Here is a 23,819-nt window from a genome sequence, read left to right on the forward strand (position 1 = left end):
TGCCGGCCGGCACGGGGGGGGGGGCCCGCCCGGGGGCCCGGGGCGGGGGGGCCCCGGGCGGGGGGGGGGCCCCCCGGGGGGGCCCGGGGGGCGGGGGGGGGGGGGGGGGCCCCCCGGGCCCCGACCTGTCTACTTGGCGAGGGCGCGGCTGATCACCATGCGCTGGATCTCGCTGGTGCCCTCGAAGATGGTGTAGATGGCCGCGTCGCGGTGCATCCGCTCCACCGGGTACTCCCGGGTGTAGCCGTTGCCGCCGAGGATCTGGATGGCCTGGGCGGTGACCGTCTTGGCGACCTCGCTGGCGTACAGCTTGGACATCGAGCCCTCGGCGTGGGTGAAGGGCCTGCCCGCCGTCGCCATCCAGGAGGCGCGCCAGACGAGCAGCCGGGCGGCGTCGATCTGGGTGGCCATGTCGGCGAGCTGGAAGGCGACGCCCTGGTTCTCGATGATGGGGCGGCCGAACTGGACGCGGGTCCTCGCGTAGTCGAGGGCCACCTCGTAGGCGGCGCGGGCGGTGCCGACGGCCATCGCGCCGACCGCCGGGCGGGAGGCCTCGAAGGTGGCCATGGCCGCGTTCTTGACGCGTTCCCCGCCCGTCTTCGCCTTCTCGCGGGCGCGGGCGAGGCGCTCGTCGAGCTTCTCCTTGCCGCCGAGGAGGCAGCCGCCCGGGACGCGGACGTCCTCCAGGACGACCTCGGCGGTGTGGGAGGCCCGGATGCCGTGCTTCTGGAACTTCTGGCCCTGGGAGAGGCCGGGGGTGTCCGGCGGGACGATGAAGGAGGCGTGCCCCTTGGAACCGAGTGCGGGGTCGACGACGGCGACGACGACATGGACGTTGGCGATGCCGCCGTTGGTCGCCCAGGTCTTGGTGCCGTTGAGCACCCAGGTGTCCGTGGCCCCGTCGTACACGGCGCGGGTGCGCATGGCGGCGACGTCGGACCCGGCGTCGGGCTCGGAGGAGCAGAAGGCGGCGACCTTGACGTCGGAGGCGTCGCCGTACATCTGCGGGATCCAGGTGCCGATCTGCTCCTCGGTGCCGTTGGCGAGGACGCCGACGGCGGCGAGGCCGGTGCCGACGATGGAGAGGGCGATGCCCGCGTCGCCCCAGAACAGCTCCTCCATCGCCATGGGGATGCCGAGGCCGGTCGGGTCGAAGAACTGCTGGGCGTAGAAGTCGAGGGAGTAGATGCCGATCTTGGCCGCTTCCTGGATGATCGGCCAGGGAGTCTCCTCGCGCTCGTCCCATTCGGCGGCGGCCGGCCGTATGACATCGGCGGCGAATCCGTGCAGCCAGTCGCGGACCTGTCTCTGGTCCTCGTTGAGTTCGAGCGTGAAGTCGCCCATACGTCCCTCCAAGGAGTACGTTACTTCCGGTAACAGCAGTCTGTTACCGGCTGGTAAGCGCTGTCAACCTGCGGCGGAACGATTCGCCCGACCGGCAGCGGAGAGCGGGCGGGTGTTACGTTGCGAAGCCTCAGGCAGACGCGGCGCGGGGAGACACGCTCATGGACATCGCACACCGGACCACCGACCGGCAGACGCCCGCCGACCAGCGGCGGCGCGAACTGCTGGAGGCGGCGGACCGGGTGGTGCTCAGGGACGGCCCCAAGGCCTCCATGAACGCGATCGCGGCCGAGGCGGGCATCACCAAGCCGATCCTCTACCGCCACTTCGGCGACAAGGGCGGCCTCTACCGCGCCCTCGCCATCCGGCACACCGACGCGCTCCTCGACGCGCTCAGGGCCGCGCTCGACGCGCCCTCCGACCGGCGCCGCCGGGTCGAGGCCACCCTCGACACCTATCTCTCCTCGATCGAGGCGATGCCCCAGGTCTACCGCTTCCTCATGCACCCGGCGGAGGAGTCCCACCAGACCGAGCGGGGCTTCGACGTCGGCCGCCACTCCGCCCCGCTGCTGCGCCGCATGGGCGAGGAGCTCGGCCGGGTCATCGCCGAACGCATCGACCTCGGGCCCGGCGCCGAGGTCCAGGCCCGGATCTGGGGCCACGGGATCGTCGGGATGATGCACGCCGCCGGGGACTGGTGGCTCGGCGAGCGCCCCTGCTCCCGCGAGGAACTCGTCCGGAGCATGGCGGACCTCCTCTGGGGACGGCTCGCCCAGGCCCCGGACCTGCCCGACGGCCCGGGCTTCTGACGGGCCCGCGCCCGCGATCGGGCCCGCACTCGCGACCGGGCCCGCGCCCGTGATCCGGCTCCCACGTGTGATCCGGTGTGATCCGGCTCTCGTTCCCGACCGGCTCCGCGCCTTCCGCGCCCGGGGACCGGAAGGCGCGGAGCTCAGGAACCCCGCCCCGCCCGGCGCCTCCCCCGGTCCCCCGTACCCGGTGCTCAGTCCTCCAGCACCGAGGACTTCGCGCCCCACGGCTGCTTGCGGATCGCGCGCAGCAGCCGTGACTTGCGCCACCCCGTGACGTGGTCCGCGTAGACCCCGCCGTCCAGGTGGTCCGTCTCGTGCTGGAGGCAGCGGGCGAAGAAACCGGTCCCCTCGATCCGTATCGGCGAGCCGTCGATCCGTACGCCCTCGACCACCGCGCGGTCGTGGCGGGGCGTCGGCGCCTCCAGGCCCGGCAGTGAGAGACAGCCCTCAGGGCCCCGGAACACATCACCGTCGGCGGCCACCAGGCGGGGGTTCACCACATGGCCCAGATGGCGGGTCTCCTCGTCGTCGGGGCAGTCGTACACGAAGACCCGCAGGCCCACACCGACCTGGTTCGCCGCCAGGCCCACACCGTGCGCCGCGTACATCGTGGCGAACATGTCCTCGACGAGACGGGCCAGTTCGGGGCCGAAGTCGGTGACGGGCTCGCAGGGGGCGTGCAGCACGGGGTCGCCGAGGAGGGTCATCGCTCGGACGTGGCCGGAACTGCCGGGGATGGGCCGGTTTCGCATGGCCGTAAGGGTACGGTCCGCCATGACCTCGGCGTTTCGCGCGTCCGCTCGGCGGTGCCGCTGTTCGGGCTGCTGACCGGATCTCGATAGGCTGAGCACGGACCGACGCAAGGAGGAACAAGAACGATGTCAGGACACCCCGGGAATCCAGAGCCGCTGTCGCCGCGCGCCAAGCTGGCCGTGACGGCGGGCAAGGCCGCGGCCGCGGTGTCGCGGGCGGCGGGGCGCGGCAGCGGATCGGTGATCGGCGGTCGGGTCGCGCTGAAGCTCGACCCCGACCTCCTCGGTCGGCTCGCCCAGCACCTGGACGTCGTCCTGGTGTCCGCGACCAACGGCAAGACCACGACGACCCGGCTGATCGCGGAGGCCCTGCGCGCGGCGGGACCCGTCGTCTCCAACGCCCTCGGCGCCAACATGCCCGCGGGCATCACCTCCGCGCTGGCCGGGGGCTCGGACTCCAGGTACGGCGTGATCGAGGTCGACGAGAAGTACCTCGCCGGGGTCGCCCGTGACACCACGCCCAAGGTGATCGCGCTGCTCAACCTCTCCCGCGACCAGCTCGACCGCGCGGCCGAGACCCGGATGCTGGCCGAGAAGTGGCGCGAGGGCCTCAACGGCACCAAGGCCGTGGTCGTCGCCAACGCCGACGACCCGCTCATCGTGTGGGCCGCCTCCTCCTCCGCCAACGTGGTGTGGGTCGCGGCCGGCCAGGAGTGGAAGGACGACGCCTGGTCCTGCCCCGCCTGCGGCGGTGTGATGCAGCGCCCCGGCGACGACTGGTTCTGCGGCGAGTGCGGCTTCCGCCGTCCCGCGCCGAGCTGGGCCCTCAACGGCGACCACGTCCTCGACCCGCACGGTTCGGCCTGGCCGATCCGGCTCCAGCTGCCCGGCCGCGCCAACAAGGCGAACGCCGCCACCTCGGCCGCCGTCGCCGCCGTCTTCGGGGTGCCGCCGCAGGTGGCCCTGGAGCGGATGTACCAGGTGCAGGCCGTCGCCGGACGCTACGACGTGGTCTCCTTCCAGGGCCGTGAGCTGCGGCTGCTGCTCGCGAAGAACCCGGCGGGCTGGCTGGAGACGTTCTCCCTGATCGACGGACCGCCCGCGCCGGTGATCCTCTCGGTCAACGCGCGCGGCGCCGACGGCACGGACACCTCCTGGCTGTGGGACGTCGACTACGGCCGTCTCGCCGGACACCCGATCATGGTGGTCGGTGACCGCAGGCTGGACCTCGCGGTCCGCCTGGAGGTCGCCGGAGTGGACTTCCGCGTCTGCGAGACGCTGGACGAGGCCGTCTCCATGGCCCCGCCCGGACAGATCGAGCTGATCGCCAACTACACCGCGTTCCAGGACGTCCGCCGCCGCGTCGGCAACTGACCCGCAAAGGACTTTGCAGCATGAGTGAGAGCAGCCTGCGGCTGGTCTGGGTCTACCCGGACCTGCTCAGCACCTACGGCGACCAGGGCAATGTGCTCGTGGTCGAGCGCCGCGCGCAGCAGCGGCGCCTCAACGTCGAGCGCGTCGACGTCCGCAGCGACCAGCCGGTCCCGACCTCCGGCGACATCTACCTGATCGGCGGCGGCGAGGACCGTCCGCAGCGGCTCGCGGCCGAGCGGCTGCGGCGGGACGGCGGCCTCAGCCGGGCCGCGTCCAACGGCGCCATCATCTTCTCGGTCTGCGCCGGGTACCAGATCCTGGGCCACGAGTTCATCAACGACCTCGGCGAGCGCGAGGCCGGTCTCGGCCTCATCGACGTGATCTCCACCCGGGGCGAGGGCCAGCGGTGCGTCGGCGACGTCCTCGCGGACATCGACCCGCGCCTGGGCCTCCCGCAGCTCACGGGCTTCGAGAACCACCAGGGCATCACCCACCTCGGCCCGTCGGCCCGGCCGTTCGCCCGGACCGTCTTCGGCAACGGCAACGGCACCGGCGACGGCACCGAGGGCGCGTACAACGAGACCGTCTTCGGTACGTACATGCACGGCCCGGTCATGGCCCGCAACCCGCAGATCGCGGACCTGCTCCTGAAGCTGGCCCTCGACGTGAACGCGCTGCCGCCGACCGACGACCGCTGGTACGAGGCGCTGCGCGCCGAGCGCATCGCGGCGGCCACCCAGCCCGCCTGACACGACCCGCGCGGGGCGCCGTCCACCCGTACGTTGTCCACTGTGCGGACATCCGGTTCGGCCCCGCCATCCTGCACAGATAGGGTGGCGGGGATCCAGCCGGACGACGGGGTCCGGGAGTCGGCCCACGTTGCAAAGGTTTTCGGGCTATGCGCATTGGCGTGCTCACCTCCGGCGGAGACTGCCCCGGTCTGAACGCTGTCATCCGTTCCGTCGTGCACCGCGCCGTCGTCGACCACGGCGACGAGGTGATCGGTTTCCACGACGGATGGCGGGGTCTCCTCGAGTGCGACTACCGCAAGCTCGACCTCGACGCGGTCGGCGGCATCCTCGCGCGGGGCGGCACCATCCTCGGCTCCTCGCGCGTCCAGCCCGCGCATCTGGTGGACGGCGTCGAACGCGCCAAGGGACACGTGGCCGACCTGGGCCTCGACGCGATCATCCCGATCGGCGGCGAGGGCACCCTCAAGGCGGCGAACCTGCTGTCCGAGGCGGGACTGCCGATCGTCGGCGTCCCCAAGACCATCGACAACGACATCGCCTCCACCGACGTCACCTTCGGTTTCGACACCGCCGTGACCGTCGCCACCGAGGCCCTCGACCGGCTGAAGACCACCGCCGAGTCCCACCAGCGCGTCCTGGTCGTCGAGGTCATGGGCCGTCACACCGGCTGGATAGCGCTGCACTCCGGCATGGCGGCGGGCGCGCACGCGGTCGTCGTGCCCGAGCGGCCCTTCGACATGGACGAGCTGGCCGCCCGGGTCGGCGAGCGCTTCGAGGCGGGCAAGCGGTTCGCGATCGTGGTCGTCGCCGAGGGCGCCAAGCCGCGTGAGGGCTCGATGGTGTTCCACTCCGGCGGCAAGGACGAGTACGGCCACGAGCGGTTCACCGGCGTCGCCAACCAGCTCTCGGTGGAACTGGAGCGCCGGCTCGGCAAGGAGGCCCGCCCGGTCATCCTCGGCCATGTCCAGCGCGGCGGCACCCCCACCGCGTACGACCGCGTCCTGGCGACCCGCTTCGGCTGGCACGCGGTCGAGGCGGCGCACCGGGGCGAGTTCGGCATGATGACCGCGCTGCGCGGCACCGACATCGAGATGGTCCCGCTGGGCAAGGCCGTGGAGACCCTCAAGACGGTCCCCTCGGACCGCTACGCCGAGGCCGAGTGCGTGCTCTGAGCGCCTCCGTCGCCTGACAACCGCCCCCGGTCGTGGCCGCGACCGGGGGCGGTTCTAGTCTGGTGCGGACAACAAGCGCGAATCGGGCTCCAGGAGTGCACACACGATGGATCACAGCGGGCACGGCATGACCACGGATCTGCCGCCGTTCACGCTGGGGCGGGCCCTGGAGTTCTCCCCCGACCTCTTCTTCCTGATCGGCTGCCTCACGGCGCTCGGTCTGTACGGGTGGGGCGTGACGCGGCTGCGGCGGCGCGGGGACGCGTGGCCGGTGAGCCGGACGGTGTTCTTCACGGTCGGCGTGCTGTCCGTGGCCCTGGTGATGTGCACCAAGCTCAACGACTACGGCATGGTCATGTTCAGCGTGCACATGGTGCAGCACATGGTGATCTCCATGCTGTCGCCGATCCTGCTGCTCCTGGGCGCGCCGGTGACGCTGGCGCTGCGGGCGCTGCCGGTGGCCGGGCGCGGTGCGACCGGCCCGCGCGAGCTGCTCCTGAAGCTGCTGCACAGCCGGTACCTGCGGGTGATCACCCACCCGGTGTTCACGATCTTCCTGTTCATCGCGAGCCTCTACGGTCTGTACTTCACGCCGCTCTTCGACACCCTGATGGCTTCGAAGCCGGGGCACATCGGGATGATGGTGCACTTCCTCATGGTGGGCCTGGTGTTCTTCTGGCCGATCATGGGCGTGGACCCGGGGCCGCACCGGCCGGGGTACGTGATGCGGATGCTGGAGCTGTTCGCGGGCATGCCGTTCCACGCGTTCTTCGGCATCGCGATGATGATGGCGACGGAGCCGCTGGTGGACGCGTACAAGAACCCGCCCGCCTCGCTGGGGATCGACGCGCTGGCCGATCAGAACGCGGCGGGCGGCATCGCCTGGGCGTTCAGCGAGATCCCGTCGGTCCTCGTGCTGATCGCGCTGGTCTACCAGTGGTACCACTCCGAGCAGCGGCAGGCGGTCCGCATGGACCGGGCGGCCGACCGGAACGGGGACAAGGAGCTGGAGGCGTACAACGCGTATCTGGCCTCGCTCCAGACGCGCGGGCGGTGACGCGCCCGCGCGCCTGACGCTTCGCCTCCGGGCCCGGAGCGGAGACCCTCACGGGGTCCCGTCCGGGCCCGGAGTCGTTTCCGGGGACGGGGCGAGGTTTTGTCGCGGCGGGGCGGAGGCGCTGTCGGGGCAGGTCAGGGGCGGGTGCGGGCGCCTTCGGGGCGGGTCCGGCGCACGCCGGAGTGTCTGGGGAGTAGCGCGCGCCCCCCTCGCGGGGTCACGATGGGCTGGACGGCTTCCGCGACCCCGGTCGGGAGAAGGGCGGACCGATGTCCGGTCCCACGAAGGCGATGGCGGCGCTGACCTGCGCCGCACTGGTGCTCACGACGGCGTACACGGTGGCGCTCGGCAGCAGCGGCTGGCTCTGGCTCGGCTGGGTGGTGCTCGCCGTGGCCACGATCGGGATGGCCGCGGCGGACGGTCAGGGCCCGTCGGCCCCGCGCGCCCGCCCCCCTACGGGCCGGGGCCCCGGCACCGTACGGCCCTGAGCCCTTCCCCTACGGGCCGGGCACCCGCCCGCTGGACCGTGGGGCCCCGCGCGGTGACCACGGGTGGACGGACGACGAACGGGGATGTCGCGTGTTCTACCAGCTGATGAAGCACGTCCTGCTCGGGCCCCCGCTGAGACTGCTCTTCCGGCCCCGGATCGAGGGCCTGGAGAACGTCCCCGAGGAGGGCGCGGCGATCGTCGCGGGAAACCACCTCTCCTTCTCGGACCACTTCCTGATGCCGGTGGTGCTCGACCGGCGGATCACGTTCCTGGCCAAACAGGAGTACTTCACCGGACCGGGACTCAGGGGGCGGCTGACGGCGGCGTTCTTCCGGGCGGCCGGACAGATCCCGGTGGACCGGTCGGGCAAGGAGGCCGGGAAGGCGGCGATCCGCGAGGGGCTCGGGGTGCTGGCCCGGGGCGAACTGCTCGGGATCTATCCGGAGGGGACGCGCTCGCACGACGGGCGGCTCTACAAGGGCAAGGTCGGGGTGGCGGTGATGGCGCTGACGGCGGGGGTGCCGGTGGTGCCGTGCGCGATGGTGGGGACCTTCGAGATCCAGCCGCCGGGGAAGGTCGTGCCGAGGATCCGGCGGGTCACGATCCGGTTCGGGAAGCCGCTGGACTTCTCGCGGTTCGCGGGAGCGGCGGACCAGCGGGCCGTGGTCCGCGCGGTGACCGACGAGATCATGTACGAGATCCTGCGGCTGTCCGGGCAGGAGTACGTGGACGAGTACGCGGCGGTGGTGAAGGCCGCGGCGCCGGACGGGGCGGCACCGGCGCGAGAGTTCCCGGGGCCGGAACAGTGAGGGCGCGTCCGCCGCGCACGGCGCGACCGCCCGGTCCGGTCGGCCCGGCGGCCGTGGCGTCCCCGGCGGGCACGGCGTCCCTGACGGCGGGCTCCTGGCTCGCGTCGCGGGGTGAGCGGGGGACGGCGGGAGGGGCGGCCGTCGGACGGCCGCCCCTCCCGTCACTCCTTACGGCCTCGGGGTGGCGTGCGGGGCGCAGGTCTGGTCCCTGGCGTCCAGCTTCCCGGTCAGCAGATAGTCCTCGACCTTGGTGTTGAGGCAGGGGTTGAGCAGGTTGGTGATGCCGTGCGAACCGGCGTCCCGCTCCGTGATCAGACGCGAGTTCGTGAACCGCTTGTGCAGCTCGACGGCGCCCTCGTACGGGGTGGCGGCGTCGCGCTCGGACTGCGCGATGAGCACCGGCGGCAGGCCCTTGCCGGTCTTGACCTCGGTCGGGCGCTGGCGCGGGCCCGACCAGGTGGCACAGGGGAGGTTCATCCAGGCGTTGGACCAGGTCAGGAAGGGGTACTTCTGGTGGAGGCGGGTGTTGTCCCGGTTCCACTTCTTCCAGCTGGTCGGCCAGGGGGCGTCGGCGCACTCGACGGCGGTGTAGACGGCGTTGCCGTTCTCCGAGGCGATGTTGCCCGCCGTGTCGGAGAGGTCGGCGGCGGCGGCGTCGATCAGCGGCTGCGGGTCACCGGCGGCGTAGGCGCTCCACGCCTCGGCCACGGGGGCCCACATGGAGTCGTAGTAGGGGGCGTTCTGGAAGAAGCCGATGAGCTCGGCGGGGCCGACCTTGCCGCCCAGCGGGTTCTTCTTGGCGGTGGCGCGCAGGGTGGTCCACTGCTGCTTGACCTCCGCCAGGGTGTCCCCGAGGTGGTAGGCGGCGTCGTTGTCGGCGACCCAGGTCATCCAGTCCTTGAGGCGGCCCTCGAAGGCGACGTCCTGGTCGAGGTTGACCTCGTACCAGATCTTGTCCTTCGACGGGTTGACGACGCTGTCGAGGACCATCCGGCGGACGTGGTCGGGGAAGAGGGTGCCGTAGACCGCGCCGAGGTAGGTGCCGTAGGAGACGCCGACGTAGTTGAGCTTGCGCTCGCCGAGGGCGGCGCGGACGACGTCGAGGTCGCGGGCGGTGTTGGGCGTGTTCATGAAGGGCAGCATGTCGCCGCTCTTCTCGGCGCAGCCCTTGGCGTACGCGGCGGCGAGCTTGCGCTGCGCGGTCTTGTCGGCCTCGGAGTCGGGAACCGGGTCGGCCTTGGGGCCCTTGACGAAGTCGGTCGGGTCGACACAGGAGATGGGGGCCGACTTGCCGACGCCGCGCGGGTCGAAGCCCACGAAGTCGTAGGCCTTGGCGGCGCTCGCCCAGATGGCGTTGTTGGTGGTGACCCGGCGCGGGAAGCGCAGGCCGGAGCCGCCGGGGCCGCCCGGGTTGTAGAGGAGCGCGCCCTGGCGCTCCGCCGGGGTGCCGGTGGACTTGACGCGGTCGACGGCGATCTTGATCTTCTTGCCGTCGGGCCTCGCGTAGTCGAGGGGGACGGTGACCCAGCCGCACTGGATCGGCTTCTCCAGGCCCCAGTCGGCCGGGCAGTCCTTCCAGTCGATGCCCGCGTGGGCGGCGCGCGCCGCGGCGACGGCGACGCCGATCGACTGGGCGTCCCGCAGGTGCCGGTTGCTGTCGGCGTTCGCCGCCGGGGCGGCGAGCCCGCCCATGACGAGCGTGCCGGCTATCAGGGTGCCGGCCGAGCCGAGCACTGCCGTGCGTCTCACGTGTCCTCCCCCAGTGGGGCGCCGCCCCCGTGGCAGCGCCGCTTTCGGTTGTCGGGGGATCCTTTCGCCTCGGGGGCTCACGATGAAAGGGCGTACACCTGTTTCTTTGCCGAACCAATAACCGGTGCCGCGTGTACCGCTGAGCGGTGACACCGCCCGGAGGCGTCCGGGGAACGGTCAGGACGGGGCGAGTGCCGCCGAGGCCTCGTCGAGGAGGCGGCGCAGGACCAGCGCGTCCGGCGCGACCGCGGTGACCAGGGCGGCGGGCCCCGCGAGAGGGGCCAACGCCGCGTACTCCCCCAGCAGCCGGGACTCCACCGGCTTCTCCTCGAACACCGGGTCCACGACGAGGAGTTGACCCACGGCCCGGTGCCCGCCCAGGACCGCGCCGCCGTCCCAGCCGTCGGGAGCGCCGGGGCCGAAGGCGAGTTCCTGGTCGAGCAGGGGCCGTCCCGCCCGGCGGACGGTGAGCCGGGTGGTGAGGGTGCCCGGTGGTTCGCCGTACCGCCCGAGGACCTGCTCCTCGCGCAGCACGAGCCGGGCCGTGGCCGCGAGGTCGACGACGGTCCGCATCCGCAGCTCCGAGCCCTGGACGGAGACCAGTTGTTCGGGCAGCCAGCGGAGCACCGCCCCCGCGCCGACCCGCAGCCGTACGTCGTACGTGGCGGGCCCGGTGTCCCGGCCCGGCAGGGCCAGGGTGGCGGCGGCCGAGTCGACGAGGAGCCGGGCCCCTTCCCGTACCTCGGCCTCGACGGCGAGCCGGTCACCGCCGAGCGGGGCGCTCATCGCCCCGACGACGGTGACCCGGGTGTACGGCCCCGGTGTCCTGGTGCGCCGCAGGGCGAGGGGGCCGTCGCTCACCAGGAGCGGCAGCCCGCCGTCGGCGTCAGCGGCGATCCGGGCGGTGGCGCGCAGGCTCACGCGGTCCATGCCCCGATCCGCTCCCGGACCCAGTCGACGACGGGGGCGACGCCGTTCTCGGCGCGCAGCGAGGTGAAGGCCACGGGCAGGTCGCCGCGCTGCTCCCCGGCGTCGCGGGCCATCCGCTCCAGGTCGGAGCCGACGTACGGGGCGAGGTCGGTCTTGTTGACGACGAGGAGGTCGGCGGTGGTGACGCCGGGGCCGCCCTTGCGCGGGATGTCGTCGCCGCCCGCGACGTCGATGACGAAGATCTGGGCGTCGACGAGGCCCCTGGAGAAGGTGGCGGTGAGGTTGTCGCCGCCGGACTCGACGAGGATGAGGTCGAGCGGCCCGACCGCGTCCTCCAGTTCCTCGACGGCTTCGAGGTTGGCGGAGATGTCGTCGCGGATGGCGGTGTGGGGGCAGGCGCCGGTCTCGACGGCGCGGATGCGCTCGGGCGGCAGGACGGCGTTGCGGAGCAGGAACTCGGCGTCCTCCCGGGTGTAGATGTCGTTGGTGACGACGGCGAGGGAGAGGGTGTCGCGCAGGGCCCGGCAGAGGGCGGCGACGGTGGCGGTCTTGCCGGAGCCGACGGGGCCGCCGAGTCCGATGCGCAGGGCGCGGCGGGTGCCGTCGGGGCGGTGGGCGTCGGCGGAGACAGCGCCGTGGTGGTGTCCGTGGTCGAGGTGCATGGGGCGGCTCCCTGGTGTGCGGGCGGGTCGTGGACGTGAGGGTGGAGGTGGAGGTGGAGGTGAGGGTGGGAGTGAGGGTGGGGTCGGGGTCCGGCGGACCGGCCCCGGGGTCAGGTGGCGGTCACGAGGTGGCCGGAGCCGGTCGGAGGACGGCCCCGGGGGCGGCCCTGAGGCGCCACGAGGCCGCCTGAGACCGCCATGAGGCCGTCACGAGGCCGTCATGAGGCGAAGAGGCGCACCGGCCAGGCGGCGTGCTGTTCGGCGGTGAGGTCGAGCAGGGGCGCGGAGGCCGCGGGCAGGGCGTCGACGCCCTGCCGGGCGGCCGCCACGGCCTCCGCGGCGACCTCGTCCATCTCGGGGGCGAGGCGGGCGAGGACGGCGGTGGCCTGGTAGGGGTCGAGGCCGAGGAGGCGGACGACGGCGGTGGCCGGTCCGCCCACGGTCTCGTACACGACGCAGTGGGCGGCGTCCCCGGGGCCGAGCCCGGCGGCGCGGGCGGCGGTGCCGAGGACGACGGGCTGATGGGCGCCGCGCGGGAACAGCGCGGCCAGCGCGTCGAGTTCGGGGCCGGGCCAGGCGGCGCGGGCGGCCCGCATCATCTGGCGGCCGAGCCTGCGCGCGGCGGCGCGCAGGGCGGGCGAGGGGGTGCGGGCGTCGGCCGCCGCGTCGAGTCCTGCCGGGTCGAGTCCGTGCGCGGCCCCGGCGGCCAGCGCGGCGGAGGTGAGGCCGGTGGTGCGCAGTCGGCCGCGGCAGAAGGACTCCAGTCCCGCGGCGTCCCGGATGCGTCCGGCGCGGACGGCGGCCTCGGCGCCGCCCGAGTGGGCGTGCCCGCCGGCGGGAAACCGTCCGTCGGCGAGCACCAGCAGTGCGGAGCGTGTCATGGAGGGGGCGCCGTCAGAAGAGGAAGTAACGCTGGGCCATGGGCAGTTCGGCGGCGGGTGCGGGTTCGACCACTTCGCCGTCGATGCTCACCGAGAAGGTGTCGGCGTCGACCTCGACCCGGGGTACGGCGTCGTTCTCGACCATGTCCGCCTTGGTGACCCGTCGGGTGGAGCCGATGGCGGCGAACTCCTTGTGCAGTCCGAGCCGCTGCGGGAGGTCGTCCTCGATGGCCGCCTGGGCGACGAAGTTGATCGAGCCCGCCGCCGCCGCCCGGCCGAGCGCGCCGAACATGGGGCGCGGCAGCACCGGCTGCGGGGTGGGGATGGAGGCGTTGGCGTCGCCGAGCTGCGCGTACGCGATCTGTCCGCCCTTGATGACGAGGAGCGGCTTCACGCCGAAGAAGGCGGGTTCCCACAGGACCAGGTCGGCGAGCTTGCCGGGTTCGACCGAGCCGATGACATGGCCCATGCCCTGGGCGACGGCCGGGTTGATCGTGTACTTGGCGACGTAGCGGCGGGCCCGGTGGTTGTCGGCGCGGCCGTCGCCGGGGAGGGCGCCGCGCCGCTTCTTCATGACGTGGGCGGTCTGCCAGGTGCGCATGATCACTTCGCCGATGCGTCCCATGGCCTGGGAGTCGGAGGAGATGATCGAGATCGCGCCCAGGTCGTGCAGGACGTCCTCGGCGGCGATGGTGGAGGGCCGGATGCGGGACTCCGCGAAGGCGAGGTCCTCGGGGACGGCCGGGTTGAGGTGGTGGCAGACCATCAGCATGTCGAGGTGTTCCTCGATGGTGTTGACGGTGTGCGGCCGGGTCGGATTGGTGGAGCTGGGAAGGATGTTCGGCTCCGAGACCACGGTGATGATGTCGGGGGCGTGCCCGCCGCCCGCGCCTTCGGTGTGGTACGCGTGGATGGTGCGCCCGGCGATGGCGGCGAGGGTGTCGCCGACGAAGCCCGCCTCGTTCAGGGTGTCGGTGTGGATGGCGAGCTGGGCGCCCGTCTCCTCGCAGACGCCGAGGCAGGCGTCGATGACGGCGGGGGTGGCGCCCCAGTCCTCGTGGATCTTGAACCCGAGTGCTCCGCCGCGCAGTTGGGAGTGCATGGCCTCCCGGGACATGGTGTTGCCCTTGCCGAGCAGACCGATGTTGACGGGGAAGGTGTCCAGCGCCTCGAACATCCGGGCCATGTGCCAGGGGCCGGGGGTGATGGTGGTGGCCTTGGTGCCCTCGGCGGGACCGGTGCCGCCGCCGACGAGCGTGGTGACGCCGGTGGCGAGGGCCTGCTCGACCACGGTCGGGGAGATGAAGTGGACATGGGTGTCGACGGCGCCCGCGGTGACGATGCGGCCGTTGCCGACGATGACCTCGGTCTCGGGGCCGATCACCAGGCCGGGGTGGACGCCGTCCATGGTGTCGGGGTTGCCGGCCTTGCCGAGGGCGACGATCCGGCCGTCCCTGATGCCGATGTCGGCCTTGACGATCCCCCAGTGGTCGATGACCACGGCGCCGGTGATGACGGTGTCGGGGGCGCCCTCGGCGCGGGTGGTGCGGGCCTGGCCCATCGACTCGCGGATGACTTTGCCGCCGCCGAAGACGGCTTCGTCCCCGGCGCGGCCGGGGCCGCCGCTGCGGTCCTCCTCGATCTCGACGAAGAGGTCGGTGTCGGCGAGCCGGAGGCGGTCGCCGGTGGTGGGGCCGAACAGGTCGGCGTAGACGGCGCGGTGCAGATCAGGCACGGGAGTCCTCTTCGTTCGCGTCCAGGGGCCCCGCGGTCTCGCCGCGCAGACCGGGGACGATCCGGCGGCCGGTGAGGGGGACGAGTTCGACCTCGACGGGGATGCCGGGTTCGAAGCGGACGGCGGTTCCGGCGGCGATGTGCAGCCGCTGTCCGCGCGCGGCGGCTCGGTCGAACTCGAGTCCGGGGTTGACCTCGGCGAAGTGGTAGTGGGAGCCGACCTGGACGGGCCGGTCGGCGGCGTTGAGCACGGTCAGACGCGTGACGGGGCGCCCCTCGTTGAGGGGGACGGGGCCGTCCGCGTACAGGATCTCTCCGGGGATCATCGGCGGCGGTCCGTTCAGACGATGGGGTCGTGGACGGTGACGAGCTTGGTGCCGTCCGGGAAGGTGGCCTCGACCTGGACGTCGTGGATCATCTCGGGGACGCCTTCCATGACCTCGTCGCGGGTGAGCACCTCGCGGCCCGAGGCCATCAGTTCGGCGACGGTGCGGCCGTCCCTGGCGCCTTCGAGGACATGGGCGGTGATCAGTGCGACGACCTCGGGGTGGTTGAGTCGCACACCGCGCGCCCTGCGCTTCTCGGCCACGTCCGCGGCCACATGGATGAGCAGGCGTTCCTGCTCGTGCGGGCTCAGTTGCACACTTCCACCTCACAGTCGTCTGCCGGGACGGGACCCGGACAGCTGCGGACCCTACCGACCTTCAACACCTTGTTGAAATGCTGGAACGCGGTGCAGCGGCAGACATTGCACGTTAGGGCGGAAGTTTTTCCGGCTGGTTAACTACGCCTTTGCGATCGCATGATCATCGGACCGCCGACGGCCTCCACGGAACCGGCCCCTCCCCCTCCCTGACGGGTTGACATCCGGCCGTGTCGCGTCGAGGGCCGGACGGCCGACACGCGTCGCAGATTCCCTCCCCCGTTCGGAGTAGCCGCCGAGTCGATGTTCAGACCGGTCAACTTGCGCCACTGATGTACGCATCTGGCGGAATCGAACGTTCCATCGCTGGTGCGGGACTCGCCGGGGGTATCTCCGATGATCACGAAACCCTCCTGTCCACCCGAATGGATCAGTCGTGAGGAGCCTCACATATCGCCGTTTCCGCTCGGATTTCAGCCCCGGTGTGGGTCAAGATCCCTGTCGACGACAAGCCCCCGCCGCCGCGGCGGGGCGGTCCGGGCGGACGCCGAGTCCTGCCGCTGTCCCGGACGTCTGGTCGACAGGATTGGACCGGCAGGAGTGGAGGACCCGATTTTTACGGGGCGAACGCGCTGTTTCCCACAGCGGGGCCGCCCCTTGGGGTGAAGCCGCAGCCGCGGCCGGGCATCTTCGCCTGCCCGAACCCGACAGGTCATCCTTCACAGGCGGCTGACGAAGGGTTGCGCATGACTGCGCAGATGCACGTCCCGTCCCTGCTGTCCCGGGTCGGAGCCGTCTCGGCTCTCACTCTCGCCGCCGTCGGCGGCACGCTGCTCGCACCAGGTGCGGCGCCGGAGGCCCAGGCAGCGACGAACTACGCGAACAAGGCACTGAGCGTCGCCGCGTCCAAGAAGGGAGCACCGTACCGGTACGGGAGCGCCGGACCCTCCAGGTTCGACTGCTCCGGTCTGACGCTCTACGCGTACCAGAAGGCGGGCAAGTCGCTGCCCCGCACCGCGCAGCAGCAGTACAACAGAACCACACGCGTCTCCGCCGCCTCACGGCAGAAGGGGGACCTGGTCTTCTTCCACTCCGGCGGAAGGGTCTACCACGTGGGCATCTACGCCGGGAGCGGCAAGATCTGGCACTCGCCCAAGACGGGGTCCTGGGTGAAGCTCGACAAGATCTGGTCGTCGAAGATCTACTACGGCCGCGTCCGCTGACCCGGCGGAACCGACGGCCCGTCCGTGAGCCGGTCCGGCGGAACTGACGGCGCCGGTCCGTGAGCCGGTCGGGCGGAACCGACGACCGGTCCGTGAGCCGGGCCGTGCGGGATGCGGTGGCGCCGCCGCATCCCGCACGTCCCCGGACCGCCCCTGGCGGTACGGCCCCGGCGACCGCGCGTCCCCGCGGCAGCCGCCCCGGGTCGCCGCGCCCTCGCGGCCCCGCTACGACCGGACCGGGCGGGGCGACGGGTCCCGCCCGGGCGGGGTGTCGGCTCGGCGGACGGCCCGTCCGGGCCCGGCGGACCCGCCGCCCGCGCGGGTCCGTCAGCGGTCGGTCGGCGGGGCCGGGGTCCACGGGAGGGAGATCCGGACCGTCTTGCCGCCCTCCCGGATCGGGGTCACGGTGAGACGTCCGCCCGCCTCCGCCGCGAGGACCCTGACGATGACCATGCCCCTGCCGTTGTCCTGCTGGACCGCGGCGGGCAGACGGCGCGGCAGCCTCGGATGACTGTCGGTGACACCGATGTACAACTGCTCCTCCCGGTCGAGCCGGAGGCCCACCGTGAAGGTGGGCGACTGGCCGAGGGTGTGCAGCACGGCGTTGGTGGCCAGCTCGGAGACGATGATCCGGATCGCGTCCGCGGTCTCCGTGGCGTCGTCCAGGCCCCAGCCGCCGAGAACCTCCGCCACGAACCGCCGGGCCGTGGCCACCGAGGCGGGTTCGCTCGGCAGAGTGACGGATGCTTCCTGCTGGTCTGCCATGGCGGCGCCGTCCCTTTCCCGCCGGGGCCGCTGCCCCGGATCGCACTGCGCGCCAGACTGCCACCGATCGGGCCGCGCCGGGAGACGTTCTCCCAAGATATGTCCCCATCTGTCGCCCGAAGCGGTGAACGCGAAGGCCCCGGGACACACCGGGCCGCCGCCCGCCGGGTCAGCCGGCCGGTGCCGTCCGCAGGATCGTTTCCACCGCGTACGCGATCCGCTCGTCCGTCAGATCCGCGCGGGCCGTGAGCCGTAGCCGCGAGACGCCGTCGGGCACGGAGGGCGGCCGGAAGCAGCCGACCGAGAGCCCCCGCTCCCGGCAGTCCGCCGCCCAGCGCAGCGCCGCCCCGGGGGAGGGCGCGCGCACCGAGACCACGGCCGCGTCGGGCCGGGCGGCCGTCAGACCCGCCCCGGTGAGGAGCCGGTGCAGGGTGGTCGCGACCGTGCGGGCCCGCTCCGCGAGCCCCGGTTCGGCCGCCAGCACACGCAGGGCCGCCAGCGCGCCACCGGCGGCGGCCGGGGCGAGACCGGTGTCGAAGATGAAGGTGCGGGCCGCGTTGACCAGGTGCTCGATCACCCGGGCCGGGCCGAGGACCGCGCCGCCCTGGCTGCCGAGGGACTTCGACAGGGTGACGGTGGCCACCACGTCCTCGTCGCCCGCGAGCCCGGCCTCGTGGAGGGCCCCCCGGCCGCCGTCGCCGAGGACGCCCAGGCCGTGGGCGTCGTCCACGACCAGACCGGCGCCGTGCGCGCGGCAGGCGGCGGCGAGCGCGGACAGCGGCGCCCGGTCACCGTCGACGGAGAACACGGAGTCGCTGACGACCAGGGCCCGCCGCCCCGGATGCGCGTCGAGGGTCTTGCGTACGGCCTCCGGGTCGGCGTGCGGGACGACGGCGGTCTCGGCGCGCGCCAGACGGCAGCCGTCCACGATCGAGGCGTGGTTGGAGGCGTCGGAGACGATCAGGGCGTCCCGGCCGCCCAGCGCGGTGAGCGCGGCCAGGTTGGCGGTGTAGCCGGAGGAGAGGACGAGGGCGGCCTCGAAGCCGCAGAAGTCGGCGAGTTCGCGTTCCAGCCGGGTGTGCAGCCGGGTGGTTCCGGTGACGAGCCGGGAGCCGGTGGAGCCCGCGCCCCAGCGGCGCGCCGCCTCGGCCGCCGCCCCGGTCACCTCGGGCCGTCGGGTCAGGCCGAGGTAGTCGTTGCCCGCCAGGTCCAGGAGGTCGGACTCGGCGGCGCGGGGGCGCAGCACCCGGACGAGACCGGCGTCGGCACGGCGGCGCGCCTCGGCGTCGGTCCAGTCGAACGCGGTGCGGCGCGGGCCCGCGGCCCGGGTACCGTCGGCCTGTGACATACGGCGTTCCTTTTGTAGGCAGCGCACAGACCCTAGCCAACGGAGGCCGGGGTGGGGATGTGGTCATCCACACACCTCCTTCGGAGCCGTTTGTTCGGTTCCTCCTTGGCCCGGGGGCGGGCGGTAGGACAGGATCAGCGGTTATGGACCTGCTGAACACGCTGGTGGAGAAGGGGCTGCGGCGCGAGCTGCCGACCCGTGGAGAAGCACTCGCCGTCCTGGCGACCTCGGACGACGAACTGCTCGATGTGGTGGCCGCCGCGGGCAAGGTGCGCCGCCAGTGGTTCGGGCGCCGGGTGAAGCTCAACTACCTGGTGAACCTGAAGTCCGGACTGTGCCCCGAGGACTGCTCGTACTGCTCGCAGCGGCTCGGCTCCGAGGCCGGGATCCTCAAGTACACCTGGCTGAAGCCGGACGAGGCCTCCCGGGCCGCGGCCGCGGGTGTCGCGGGCGGCGCCAAGCGGGTGTGCCTGGTGGCCAGCGGCCGCGGTCCGACCGACCGGGACGTCGAGCGGGTCGGCAGGACCATCGAGGCCATCAAGGAGGGCAACGAGGGCGTCGAGGTGTGCGCCTGCCTCGGGCTGCTCTCGGACGGGCAGGCGGAGCGGCTGCGGGAGGCGGGCGCCGACGCGTACAACCACAACCTCAACACCTCCGAGGGGACGTACGGGAAGATCACCTCCACCCACACCTACGCGGACCGGGTGGACACCGTCCGCAAGGCGCACTCCGCCGGGCTCTCCGCCTGCTCGGGGCTGATCGCGGGCATGGGCGAGAGCGACGAGGACCTGGTCGACGTCGTGTACGCGCTCCGCGAGCTGGACTCGGACTCCGTACCGGTCAACTTCCTCATCCCCTTCGAGGGCACCCCCCTGGCCAAGGAGTGGAACCTCACCCCGCAGCGCTGTCTGCGCATCCTGGCGATGGTCCGGTTCGTCTGCCCCGACGTCGAGGTGCGGATCGCGGGCGGCCGTGAGGTGCACCTGCGTTCGATGCAGCCGCTGGCCCTGCACATCGCGAACTCGATCTTCCTCGGCGACTATCTGACCAGCGAGGGCCAGGCCGGGCAGACCGACCTGGACATGATCGCGGACGCGGGCTTCGAGGTGGAGGGCGCGGGCACGACCACGCTGCCGCGGCACCGCGCGGACGCGCTCGCGGCGGCCGGGGGCGGCTGCGGGACCGCCGCGTCCGGCTGCGGCCCGGCGGACGCGACGGCGGACGGCGCGGCGGCGGGCGGCTGCGGCGGGCACGCGGGGGCGGGCGGCGGCTGCGGCCCCTGCGGCGGGCACACCGCGCCGGAGGCGCCCGCGCCGAAGGAGGCCAGGACCGACCTGGTCGCCGTGCGCCGCCGGGGCGCGGGCACCGACCTCGCCCCCAACGCCTAGGAACCACCGTGCGCAACGACGAACTCGTCGCCCTGGACCGGGCCCACGTCTGGCACCCCTACGGCCCCATGCCGGGCCGTACGGACCCGCTGGTCGTGGCGTCCGCGTCCGGGGTGCGCCTGCGGCTCGCCGAACCCGCCGAGGGGCACGACGAGCTGATCGACGGCATGGCCTCCTGGTGGTCGGCCGTCCACGGCTACAACCACCCGGTGCTCAACGCGGCGGCCCACGACCAGCTCGGCCGGATGAGCCACGTCATGTTCGGCGGACTCACCCACGAGCCCGCCGTCCGGCTCGCCGCCCGGCTCGTCGAGATCACCCCCGAGCCGCTGCGGCACGTCTTCCTCAGCGACTCGGGCTCCGTCTCGGTCGAGGTCGCCGTCAAGATGTGCCTGCAGTACTGGCGTTCGCTCGGACGGCCCGAGAAGCACCGGCTGCTCACCTGGCGCGGCGGCTACCACGGCGACACCTGGCAGCCCATGTCGGTGTGCGACCCGGAGGGCGGGATGCACGAGCTGTGGACCGGCGTGCTCCAGCCGCAGGTGTTCCTGGACGCCCCGCCCGCCGCGTACGAGGAGGAGTACGCGCGGCGGCTGCGGGAGGGCATAGCGCGGCACGCGGGAGAACTCGCCGCCGTGATCGTGGAGCCGGTGGTGCAGGGCGCGGGCGGGATGCGCTTCCACCACCCCGACTACCTGCGGGTGCTGCGCGAGGCCTGCGACGCGCACGACGTGCTCCTCGTGCTCGACGAGATCGCCACCGGGTTCGGCCGCACCGGCACGCTCTTCGCCGCCGGTCAGGCCGGGATCTCCCCCGATGTGATGTGCCTGGGCAAGGCGCTGACCGGCGGATACCTGTCGATGGCGGCGACGCTCTGCACCGGCCGGGTCGCCGACGGGATCTCCCGGGGCGAGGTGCCCGTACTGGCCCACGGGCCTACCTTCATGGGCAACCCGCTGGCGTCCGCCGTGGCCCTCGCCTCGATCGACCTGCTGCTCTCCCAGGACTGGGCGGGCGAGGTCGAGCGGATCGAGGCCGGGCTGCGGGAGGGCCTGGCGCCCGCCGCCGCGCTCCCCGGGGTGCGGGAGGTGCGGGTGCTGGGCGCGATCGGCGTCGTCCAGCTCGACCGTCCGGTCGACATGGCGGCGGCGACCCGCGCCGCCGTCCGGGAGGGCGTCTGGCTGCGCCCCTTCCGGGACCTGATCTACACGATGCCGCCGTACGTGACGGGCGACGAGGACCTGGCCCGGATCTGCGCCGCCGTCCTCGCCGCCGCGACGGCGGGCTGAACGGAAGGACCGGTACGTCCATGGGAATCGTCGTCGTCAGCGGTACGGGCACGGAGATCGGCAAGACGGTGGTGACCGCGGCGGTGGCCGCCGTCGCGGGCGCCGCCGGACGCTCGGTCGCCGTCCTCAAGCCCGCGCAGACCGGCCTCGGGCCGGACGAGCGGGGGGACGCCGACGAGGCCGTCCGGCTCTCGGGCGCCGCCGTCTCCGCCGAACTGGGCCGTTTCCCCGAGCCGTTGGCCCCCGGCACGGCGGCCCGGCGGGCCGGGCTCGCGCCGGTGGGCCCCGGGGAGGTCGCGGCGGCGGCCCGGAAGCTGGCCGCCGAGCACGACCTGGTGCTCGTGGAGGGGGCGGGCGGGCTGCTCGTCCGCTTCGACGAGGAGGGCGGCACCCTCGCGGACGTGGCCGCGCTGCTCGGCGCCCCGGTCCTCGTGGTGGCCCCGGCCGGACTCGGCACCCTCAACTCCACGGCCCTGACGGCCGAGGCGCTCGCGGCACGCGGGATCGAGCAGTTGGGCGTGGTCATCGGCAGCTGGCCGTCCGCGCCGGACCTGGCGGCCCGCTGCAACCTGGCGGACCTTCCGGAGGCGGCGGGCGCGCCCCTGCTCGGCGCCGTACCGGAAGGCTCGGGAGCGCTGGACCCCGTGGCCTTCCGGGCGGCGGCGGCCGACTGGCTGGCCCCGGCGCTCGGCGGCACCTGGGACGCGGCGGAGACGACGGAGCGGTTCGCCACCGGATGACGGGCACGGGCCCGCTCCCGGGGCGGGCCCGACCCATCGGCGGACCCGGCGGGACAGCGGACCCGGCGAGACGGCGTCCCACGACTCGCCCGGCCGGTCGGCCGGTCGGACCCGTGAGCCTCGACCGGGGCGGGCCGTCGCTCGCGGAGACCGCGCTGTCCGTCCTCGGTGAGCCGGTCGCGTCGGACAACGGGCGCGGCGGTCACCGCCTGCGGGACGGGCGGCTGCCGATCCGGTCCGTCAGGGCCCCCGCGCCCGCCGCCCCTTCGGGCGCCGGGGCGTGAACGGGCTTGGCCGGGCGGCCTTTTGAGCCGTCCGGCCGTCGCGCGGTCAGTGGTGCGCGTGGGCGCCGTGGTGGTGGCTGTCGTGCTCGGGCGCGGCCCGGTGGCCCGCGTCCGGGGTGGGGGCGGTGGCCCGTACGGTGAACTCGGCGGTGCGGACGAATCCGCCGTGCTTGAAGTCCAGGTACAGCCGGTAGGTTCCGGCCGAGGGCGCGGACGCGAAGAAGGTGATCCCGGGTCCGGGGGCGGTGACGCCGTCGCCGGGTGCGCCCTCCGGGTGGACGTGGAGGTAGCCGAGGTCGCCGACCCGCAGGGCCACGAGGTGTCCGTACGCGGCCAGGTAGGGCTGGAGGTCGGTGACGGGCTCACCGTCCCGGCTGACGGTGAGGGTCAGTTCCCCCGTCTCGCCGACGGGGAGTTCGCCGTCGAGGGTGACGGTGTAGTCGTCGACGAGGGCGGTCCCGGTGGCTTCGGGGAGCGGCTTCGGGGCGTACGGTCCGGCGACGGCGGCGTCGATCCCCAGCGTCATGGTGCCGTCGTGGCCGACCGGGTGGATGTCGGTGAAGAACCGCCAGTCCCCCGGTTCCAGGGTCAGTTCGACGCTCCAGGTGCCTTCCTCGTCCCGCACGGGGTGCACGTGCTGGAAGCCCGCCGTGTCGCGCCGGACGGCGATGAAGTGCAGTTCCTTCTCGTGCTCGGCGAGGAAGCGGGTGACGGCCAGTCCGTCGGGGCCGATGATCCGGAAGCCGATCGACTGGACACCGGCGGTGAGGACGGTCGTGTCGAGTTCGAGGGAGTACCCGTTCTCGGAGACCGACAGGCCGCCGGGCCGGGACGCGCCGTGAGCGGCGTGGGCCGCGTGATCGCCGTGGGCCGCGTGGGTGCTGTGGGCCGCGTGGGTGCTGTGGGCCGCGTGGGTGCCGTGCTCGGACTGGTCGTGGCCGGTGTGGTTTCTCATGACGTCTCCCTGTGGTCGGTGCGCCCGCCGCTGTCGTCCGTGCGGTACATCCATCGGAACCATATACCCCCTGGGGGTATTCCGCGAGCGGCCGGGAACGCTCCCGGGACTTCCGGCCGATAGGCGCTCCCCGCCATCCGCCAAGGCGGACGGGGCCCATGGGGAGCGGCTCTCCGGGCTTCCCCCGTACGGGTTCGACGGCGGCGGCTCCGTACCCGTACGGGCGTCACGATGTCCACCGCCGTACGGCTCGGGGCACCCGCCCCGGCGGCGGGCGGCGGGCACCCCGGCGCCTCAGCGGTTGACGCGGCCCACGAGGTCGCCGAAGGCGCCGAGCCGGTCCGGGCAGTAGACGTCGACGACGAGACGGTCGTAGGCGATCAGGTCGTCGGCGTGCTCCTCCGGCGTGGCGGTGAGGGTGGCCCGCCCCCAGCCCAGCAGGAGGCCGGCCGGATTGCCGTCGAGCGCGGCACAGAGGGCTCCCCCGTCGTCGCCGTAGAGCGACTCGGCGACCGCGGGGGTCATACCGGAGGCGACACCGGCCGCACGCGCCTTCTCCGTGAACAGCGCGGCCTTGACCTCCTTCGCGCGGGAGTCCGACGCGCATCCGGTGAGCAGGACGAGGACGGCGAGCGGCAGGGCCGTGACGGCCGTGAGGCGACGCAT

At 73.2% G+C, this 23,819-nt stretch carries 25 protein-coding genes and 1 riboswitch; of the genes, 12 read left to right on the forward strand and 13 right to left on the reverse strand.

Annotated features, from left to right (window positions below; genetic code table 11):
* Window positions 1-129: 129 nt before the first annotated feature.
* A complete protein-coding gene (locus tag ACIRQY_RS17240) occupies window positions 130-1,344 on the reverse strand; it encodes an acyl-CoA dehydrogenase family protein (RefSeq protein ID WP_403926288.1) in 1,215 nt (404 codons plus the stop codon).
* A gap of 161 nt (window positions 1,345-1,505) precedes the next feature.
* Here ACIRQY_RS17240 and ACIRQY_RS17245 point away from each other — a divergent pair, with 161 nt between their 5' ends.
* Window positions 1,506-2,153 carry a TetR family transcriptional regulator gene (locus tag ACIRQY_RS17245; protein WP_351783693.1) on the forward strand — a complete coding sequence of 216 codons (648 nt, stop codon included), beginning with the start codon at window positions 1,506-1,508 and terminating at the stop codon, window positions 2,151-2,153.
* Between the two features lie 194 nt (window positions 2,154-2,347).
* Here ACIRQY_RS17245 and def read toward each other — a convergent pair whose 3' ends face one another.
* On the reverse strand, window positions 2,348-2,908 hold the full coding sequence (gene def, locus ACIRQY_RS17250; RefSeq protein WP_351783691.1) for a peptide deformylase: 561 nt from the start codon (window positions 2,906-2,908) through the stop codon (window positions 2,348-2,350).
* A 126-nt stretch (window positions 2,909-3,034) separates the two neighbouring features.
* Between def and ACIRQY_RS17255 the strand changes: the two genes are divergently transcribed.
* The 6 genes from ACIRQY_RS17255 to ACIRQY_RS17280 all read left to right on the forward strand — a co-directional run bounded on the left by ACIRQY_RS17255 (window position 3,035) and on the right by ACIRQY_RS17280 (window position 8,562).
* The gene (locus ACIRQY_RS17255) at window positions 3,035-4,282 is read left to right on the forward strand and encodes a MurT ligase domain-containing protein (RefSeq protein WP_351783689.1); all 1,248 of its coding nucleotides are present in this window, start codon (window positions 3,035-3,037) and stop codon (window positions 4,280-4,282) included.
* A 20-nt stretch (window positions 4,283-4,302) separates the two neighbouring features.
* Window positions 4,303-5,031, forward strand: a complete 729-nt coding sequence (locus tag ACIRQY_RS17260) for a glutamine amidotransferase (protein ID WP_351783687.1) — start codon at window positions 4,303-4,305, stop codon at window positions 5,029-5,031.
* Between the two features lie 149 nt (window positions 5,032-5,180).
* Entirely contained in the window at window positions 5,181-6,206 is a 1,026-nt protein-coding gene (locus tag ACIRQY_RS17265) for a 6-phosphofructokinase (RefSeq protein WP_366442662.1), read from the forward strand.
* Between the two features lie 106 nt (window positions 6,207-6,312).
* Window positions 6,313-7,263 carry a cytochrome c oxidase assembly protein gene (locus ACIRQY_RS17270; RefSeq protein WP_351783683.1) on the forward strand — a complete coding sequence of 317 codons (951 nt, stop codon included), beginning with the start codon at window positions 6,313-6,315 and terminating at the stop codon, window positions 7,261-7,263.
* A 269-nt stretch (window positions 7,264-7,532) separates the two neighbouring features.
* Window positions 7,533-7,751, forward strand: a complete 219-nt coding sequence (locus tag ACIRQY_RS17275; protein ID WP_351784028.1) for a hypothetical protein — start codon at window positions 7,533-7,535, stop codon at window positions 7,749-7,751.
* A 106-nt stretch (window positions 7,752-7,857) separates the two neighbouring features.
* Complete coding sequence (locus ACIRQY_RS17280; protein WP_403926498.1) at window positions 7,858-8,562, forward strand: lysophospholipid acyltransferase family protein; 705 nt, start codon at window positions 7,858-7,860, stop codon at window positions 8,560-8,562.
* A 168-nt stretch (window positions 8,563-8,730) separates the two neighbouring features.
* Here the strand turns inward: ACIRQY_RS17280 and ACIRQY_RS17285 are convergent, their stop codons facing one another.
* The 7 genes from ACIRQY_RS17285 to ACIRQY_RS17315 all read right to left on the reverse strand — a co-directional run bounded on the left by ACIRQY_RS17285 (window position 8,731) and on the right by ACIRQY_RS17315 (window position 15,161).
* Entirely contained in the window at window positions 8,731-10,254 is a 1,524-nt protein-coding gene (locus ACIRQY_RS17285; RefSeq protein ID WP_403926500.1) for an alpha/beta hydrolase, read from the reverse strand.
* A 234-nt stretch (window positions 10,255-10,488) separates the two neighbouring features.
* Window positions 10,489-11,232, reverse strand: coding sequence for an urease accessory protein UreD (locus tag ACIRQY_RS17290; protein ID WP_403926503.1), 744 nt, complete (start codon window positions 11,230-11,232; stop codon window positions 10,489-10,491).
* Window positions 11,229-11,903 carry an urease accessory protein UreG gene (gene ureG / locus ACIRQY_RS17295; RefSeq protein ID WP_351783679.1) on the reverse strand — a complete coding sequence of 225 codons (675 nt, stop codon included), beginning with the start codon at window positions 11,901-11,903 and terminating at the stop codon, window positions 11,229-11,231. Before ureG ends, ACIRQY_RS17290 begins: the two co-directional genes overlap by 4 nt.
* Window positions 11,904-12,121: 218 nt before the next feature.
* On the reverse strand, window positions 12,122-12,784 hold the full coding sequence (locus tag ACIRQY_RS17300) for an urease accessory protein UreF (RefSeq protein WP_403926295.1): 663 nt from the start codon (window positions 12,782-12,784) through the stop codon (window positions 12,122-12,124).
* A gap of 13 nt (window positions 12,785-12,797) precedes the next feature.
* A complete protein-coding gene (locus ACIRQY_RS17305) occupies window positions 12,798-14,519 on the reverse strand; it encodes an urease subunit alpha (RefSeq protein ID WP_403926298.1) in 1,722 nt (573 codons plus the stop codon).
* Window positions 14,512-14,844: an urease subunit beta gene (locus ACIRQY_RS17310; protein ID WP_384859603.1), complete on the reverse strand. Its 333-nt coding sequence runs from the start codon at window positions 14,842-14,844 to the stop codon at window positions 14,512-14,514. Before ACIRQY_RS17310 ends, ACIRQY_RS17305 begins: the two co-directional genes overlap by 8 nt.
* A gap of 14 nt (window positions 14,845-14,858) precedes the next feature.
* Window positions 14,859-15,161 carry an urease subunit gamma gene (locus ACIRQY_RS17315; RefSeq protein ID WP_351783671.1) on the reverse strand — a complete coding sequence of 101 codons (303 nt, stop codon included), beginning with the start codon at window positions 15,159-15,161 and terminating at the stop codon, window positions 14,859-14,861.
* Window positions 15,162-15,721: 560 nt separating this feature from the next.
* Window positions 15,722-15,904, forward strand: a riboswitch (cyclic di-AMP (ydaO/yuaA leader).
* 3 nt (window positions 15,905-15,907) lie between these two features.
* On the opposite strand from ACIRQY_RS17315, the gene ACIRQY_RS17320 reads away from it, so the two are divergent.
* Entirely contained in the window at window positions 15,908-16,384 is a 477-nt protein-coding gene (locus ACIRQY_RS17320) for a C40 family peptidase (protein WP_351783670.1), read from the forward strand.
* 327 nt (window positions 16,385-16,711) lie between these two features.
* Here ACIRQY_RS17320 and ACIRQY_RS17325 read toward each other — a convergent pair whose 3' ends face one another.
* Both ACIRQY_RS17325 and ACIRQY_RS17330 read right to left on the reverse strand, forming a co-directional pair.
* Complete coding sequence (locus ACIRQY_RS17325) at window positions 16,712-17,149, reverse strand: ATP-binding protein (protein ID WP_403926303.1); 438 nt, start codon at window positions 17,147-17,149, stop codon at window positions 16,712-16,714.
* 169 nt (window positions 17,150-17,318) lie between these two features.
* Window positions 17,319-18,497, reverse strand: a complete 1,179-nt coding sequence (locus ACIRQY_RS17330) for an 8-amino-7-oxononanoate synthase (protein WP_403926306.1) — start codon at window positions 18,495-18,497, stop codon at window positions 17,319-17,321.
* Window positions 18,498-18,640: 143 nt separating this feature from the next.
* Between ACIRQY_RS17330 and bioB the strand changes: the two genes are divergently transcribed.
* The 4 genes from bioB (at window position 18,641) to ACIRQY_RS17350 (ending at window position 22,198) form a co-directional block, all read left to right on the forward strand.
* Window positions 18,641-19,885 carry a biotin synthase BioB gene (gene bioB, locus ACIRQY_RS17335; protein WP_403926308.1) on the forward strand — a complete coding sequence of 415 codons (1,245 nt, stop codon included), beginning with the start codon at window positions 18,641-18,643 and terminating at the stop codon, window positions 19,883-19,885.
* Window positions 19,886-19,953: 68 nt separating this feature from the next.
* Window positions 19,954-21,174 (forward strand): adenosylmethionine--8-amino-7-oxononanoate transaminase, encoded by a 1,221-nt coding sequence (locus ACIRQY_RS17340; RefSeq protein WP_351784000.1) that lies wholly within the window; start codon window positions 19,954-19,956, stop codon window positions 21,172-21,174.
* Between the two features lie 20 nt (window positions 21,175-21,194).
* Complete coding sequence (gene bioD, locus ACIRQY_RS17345; protein ID WP_351783662.1) at window positions 21,195-21,914, forward strand: dethiobiotin synthase; 720 nt, start codon at window positions 21,195-21,197, stop codon at window positions 21,912-21,914.
* A gap of 113 nt (window positions 21,915-22,027) precedes the next feature.
* The gene (locus ACIRQY_RS17350) at window positions 22,028-22,198 is read left to right on the forward strand and encodes a hypothetical protein (protein WP_403926311.1); all 171 of its coding nucleotides are present in this window, start codon (window positions 22,028-22,030) and stop codon (window positions 22,196-22,198) included.
* Window positions 22,199-22,244: 46 nt separating this feature from the next.
* Here ACIRQY_RS17350 and ACIRQY_RS17355 read toward each other — a convergent pair whose 3' ends face one another.
* Together ACIRQY_RS17355 and ACIRQY_RS17360 are read right to left on the reverse strand one after the other, a co-directional pair.
* The gene (locus ACIRQY_RS17355; RefSeq protein WP_403926314.1) at window positions 22,245-23,153 is read right to left on the reverse strand and encodes a hypothetical protein; all 909 of its coding nucleotides are present in this window, start codon (window positions 23,151-23,153) and stop codon (window positions 22,245-22,247) included.
* Between the two features lie 294 nt (window positions 23,154-23,447).
* The gene (locus ACIRQY_RS17360; protein ID WP_403926317.1) at window positions 23,448-23,819 is read right to left on the reverse strand and encodes a hypothetical protein; all 372 of its coding nucleotides are present in this window, start codon (window positions 23,817-23,819) and stop codon (window positions 23,448-23,450) included.

It is taken from the genome of Streptomyces sp. NPDC101490 (assembly GCF_044767145.1).
Classification (GTDB): Bacteria; Actinomycetota; Actinomycetes; order Streptomycetales; family Streptomycetaceae; genus Streptomyces.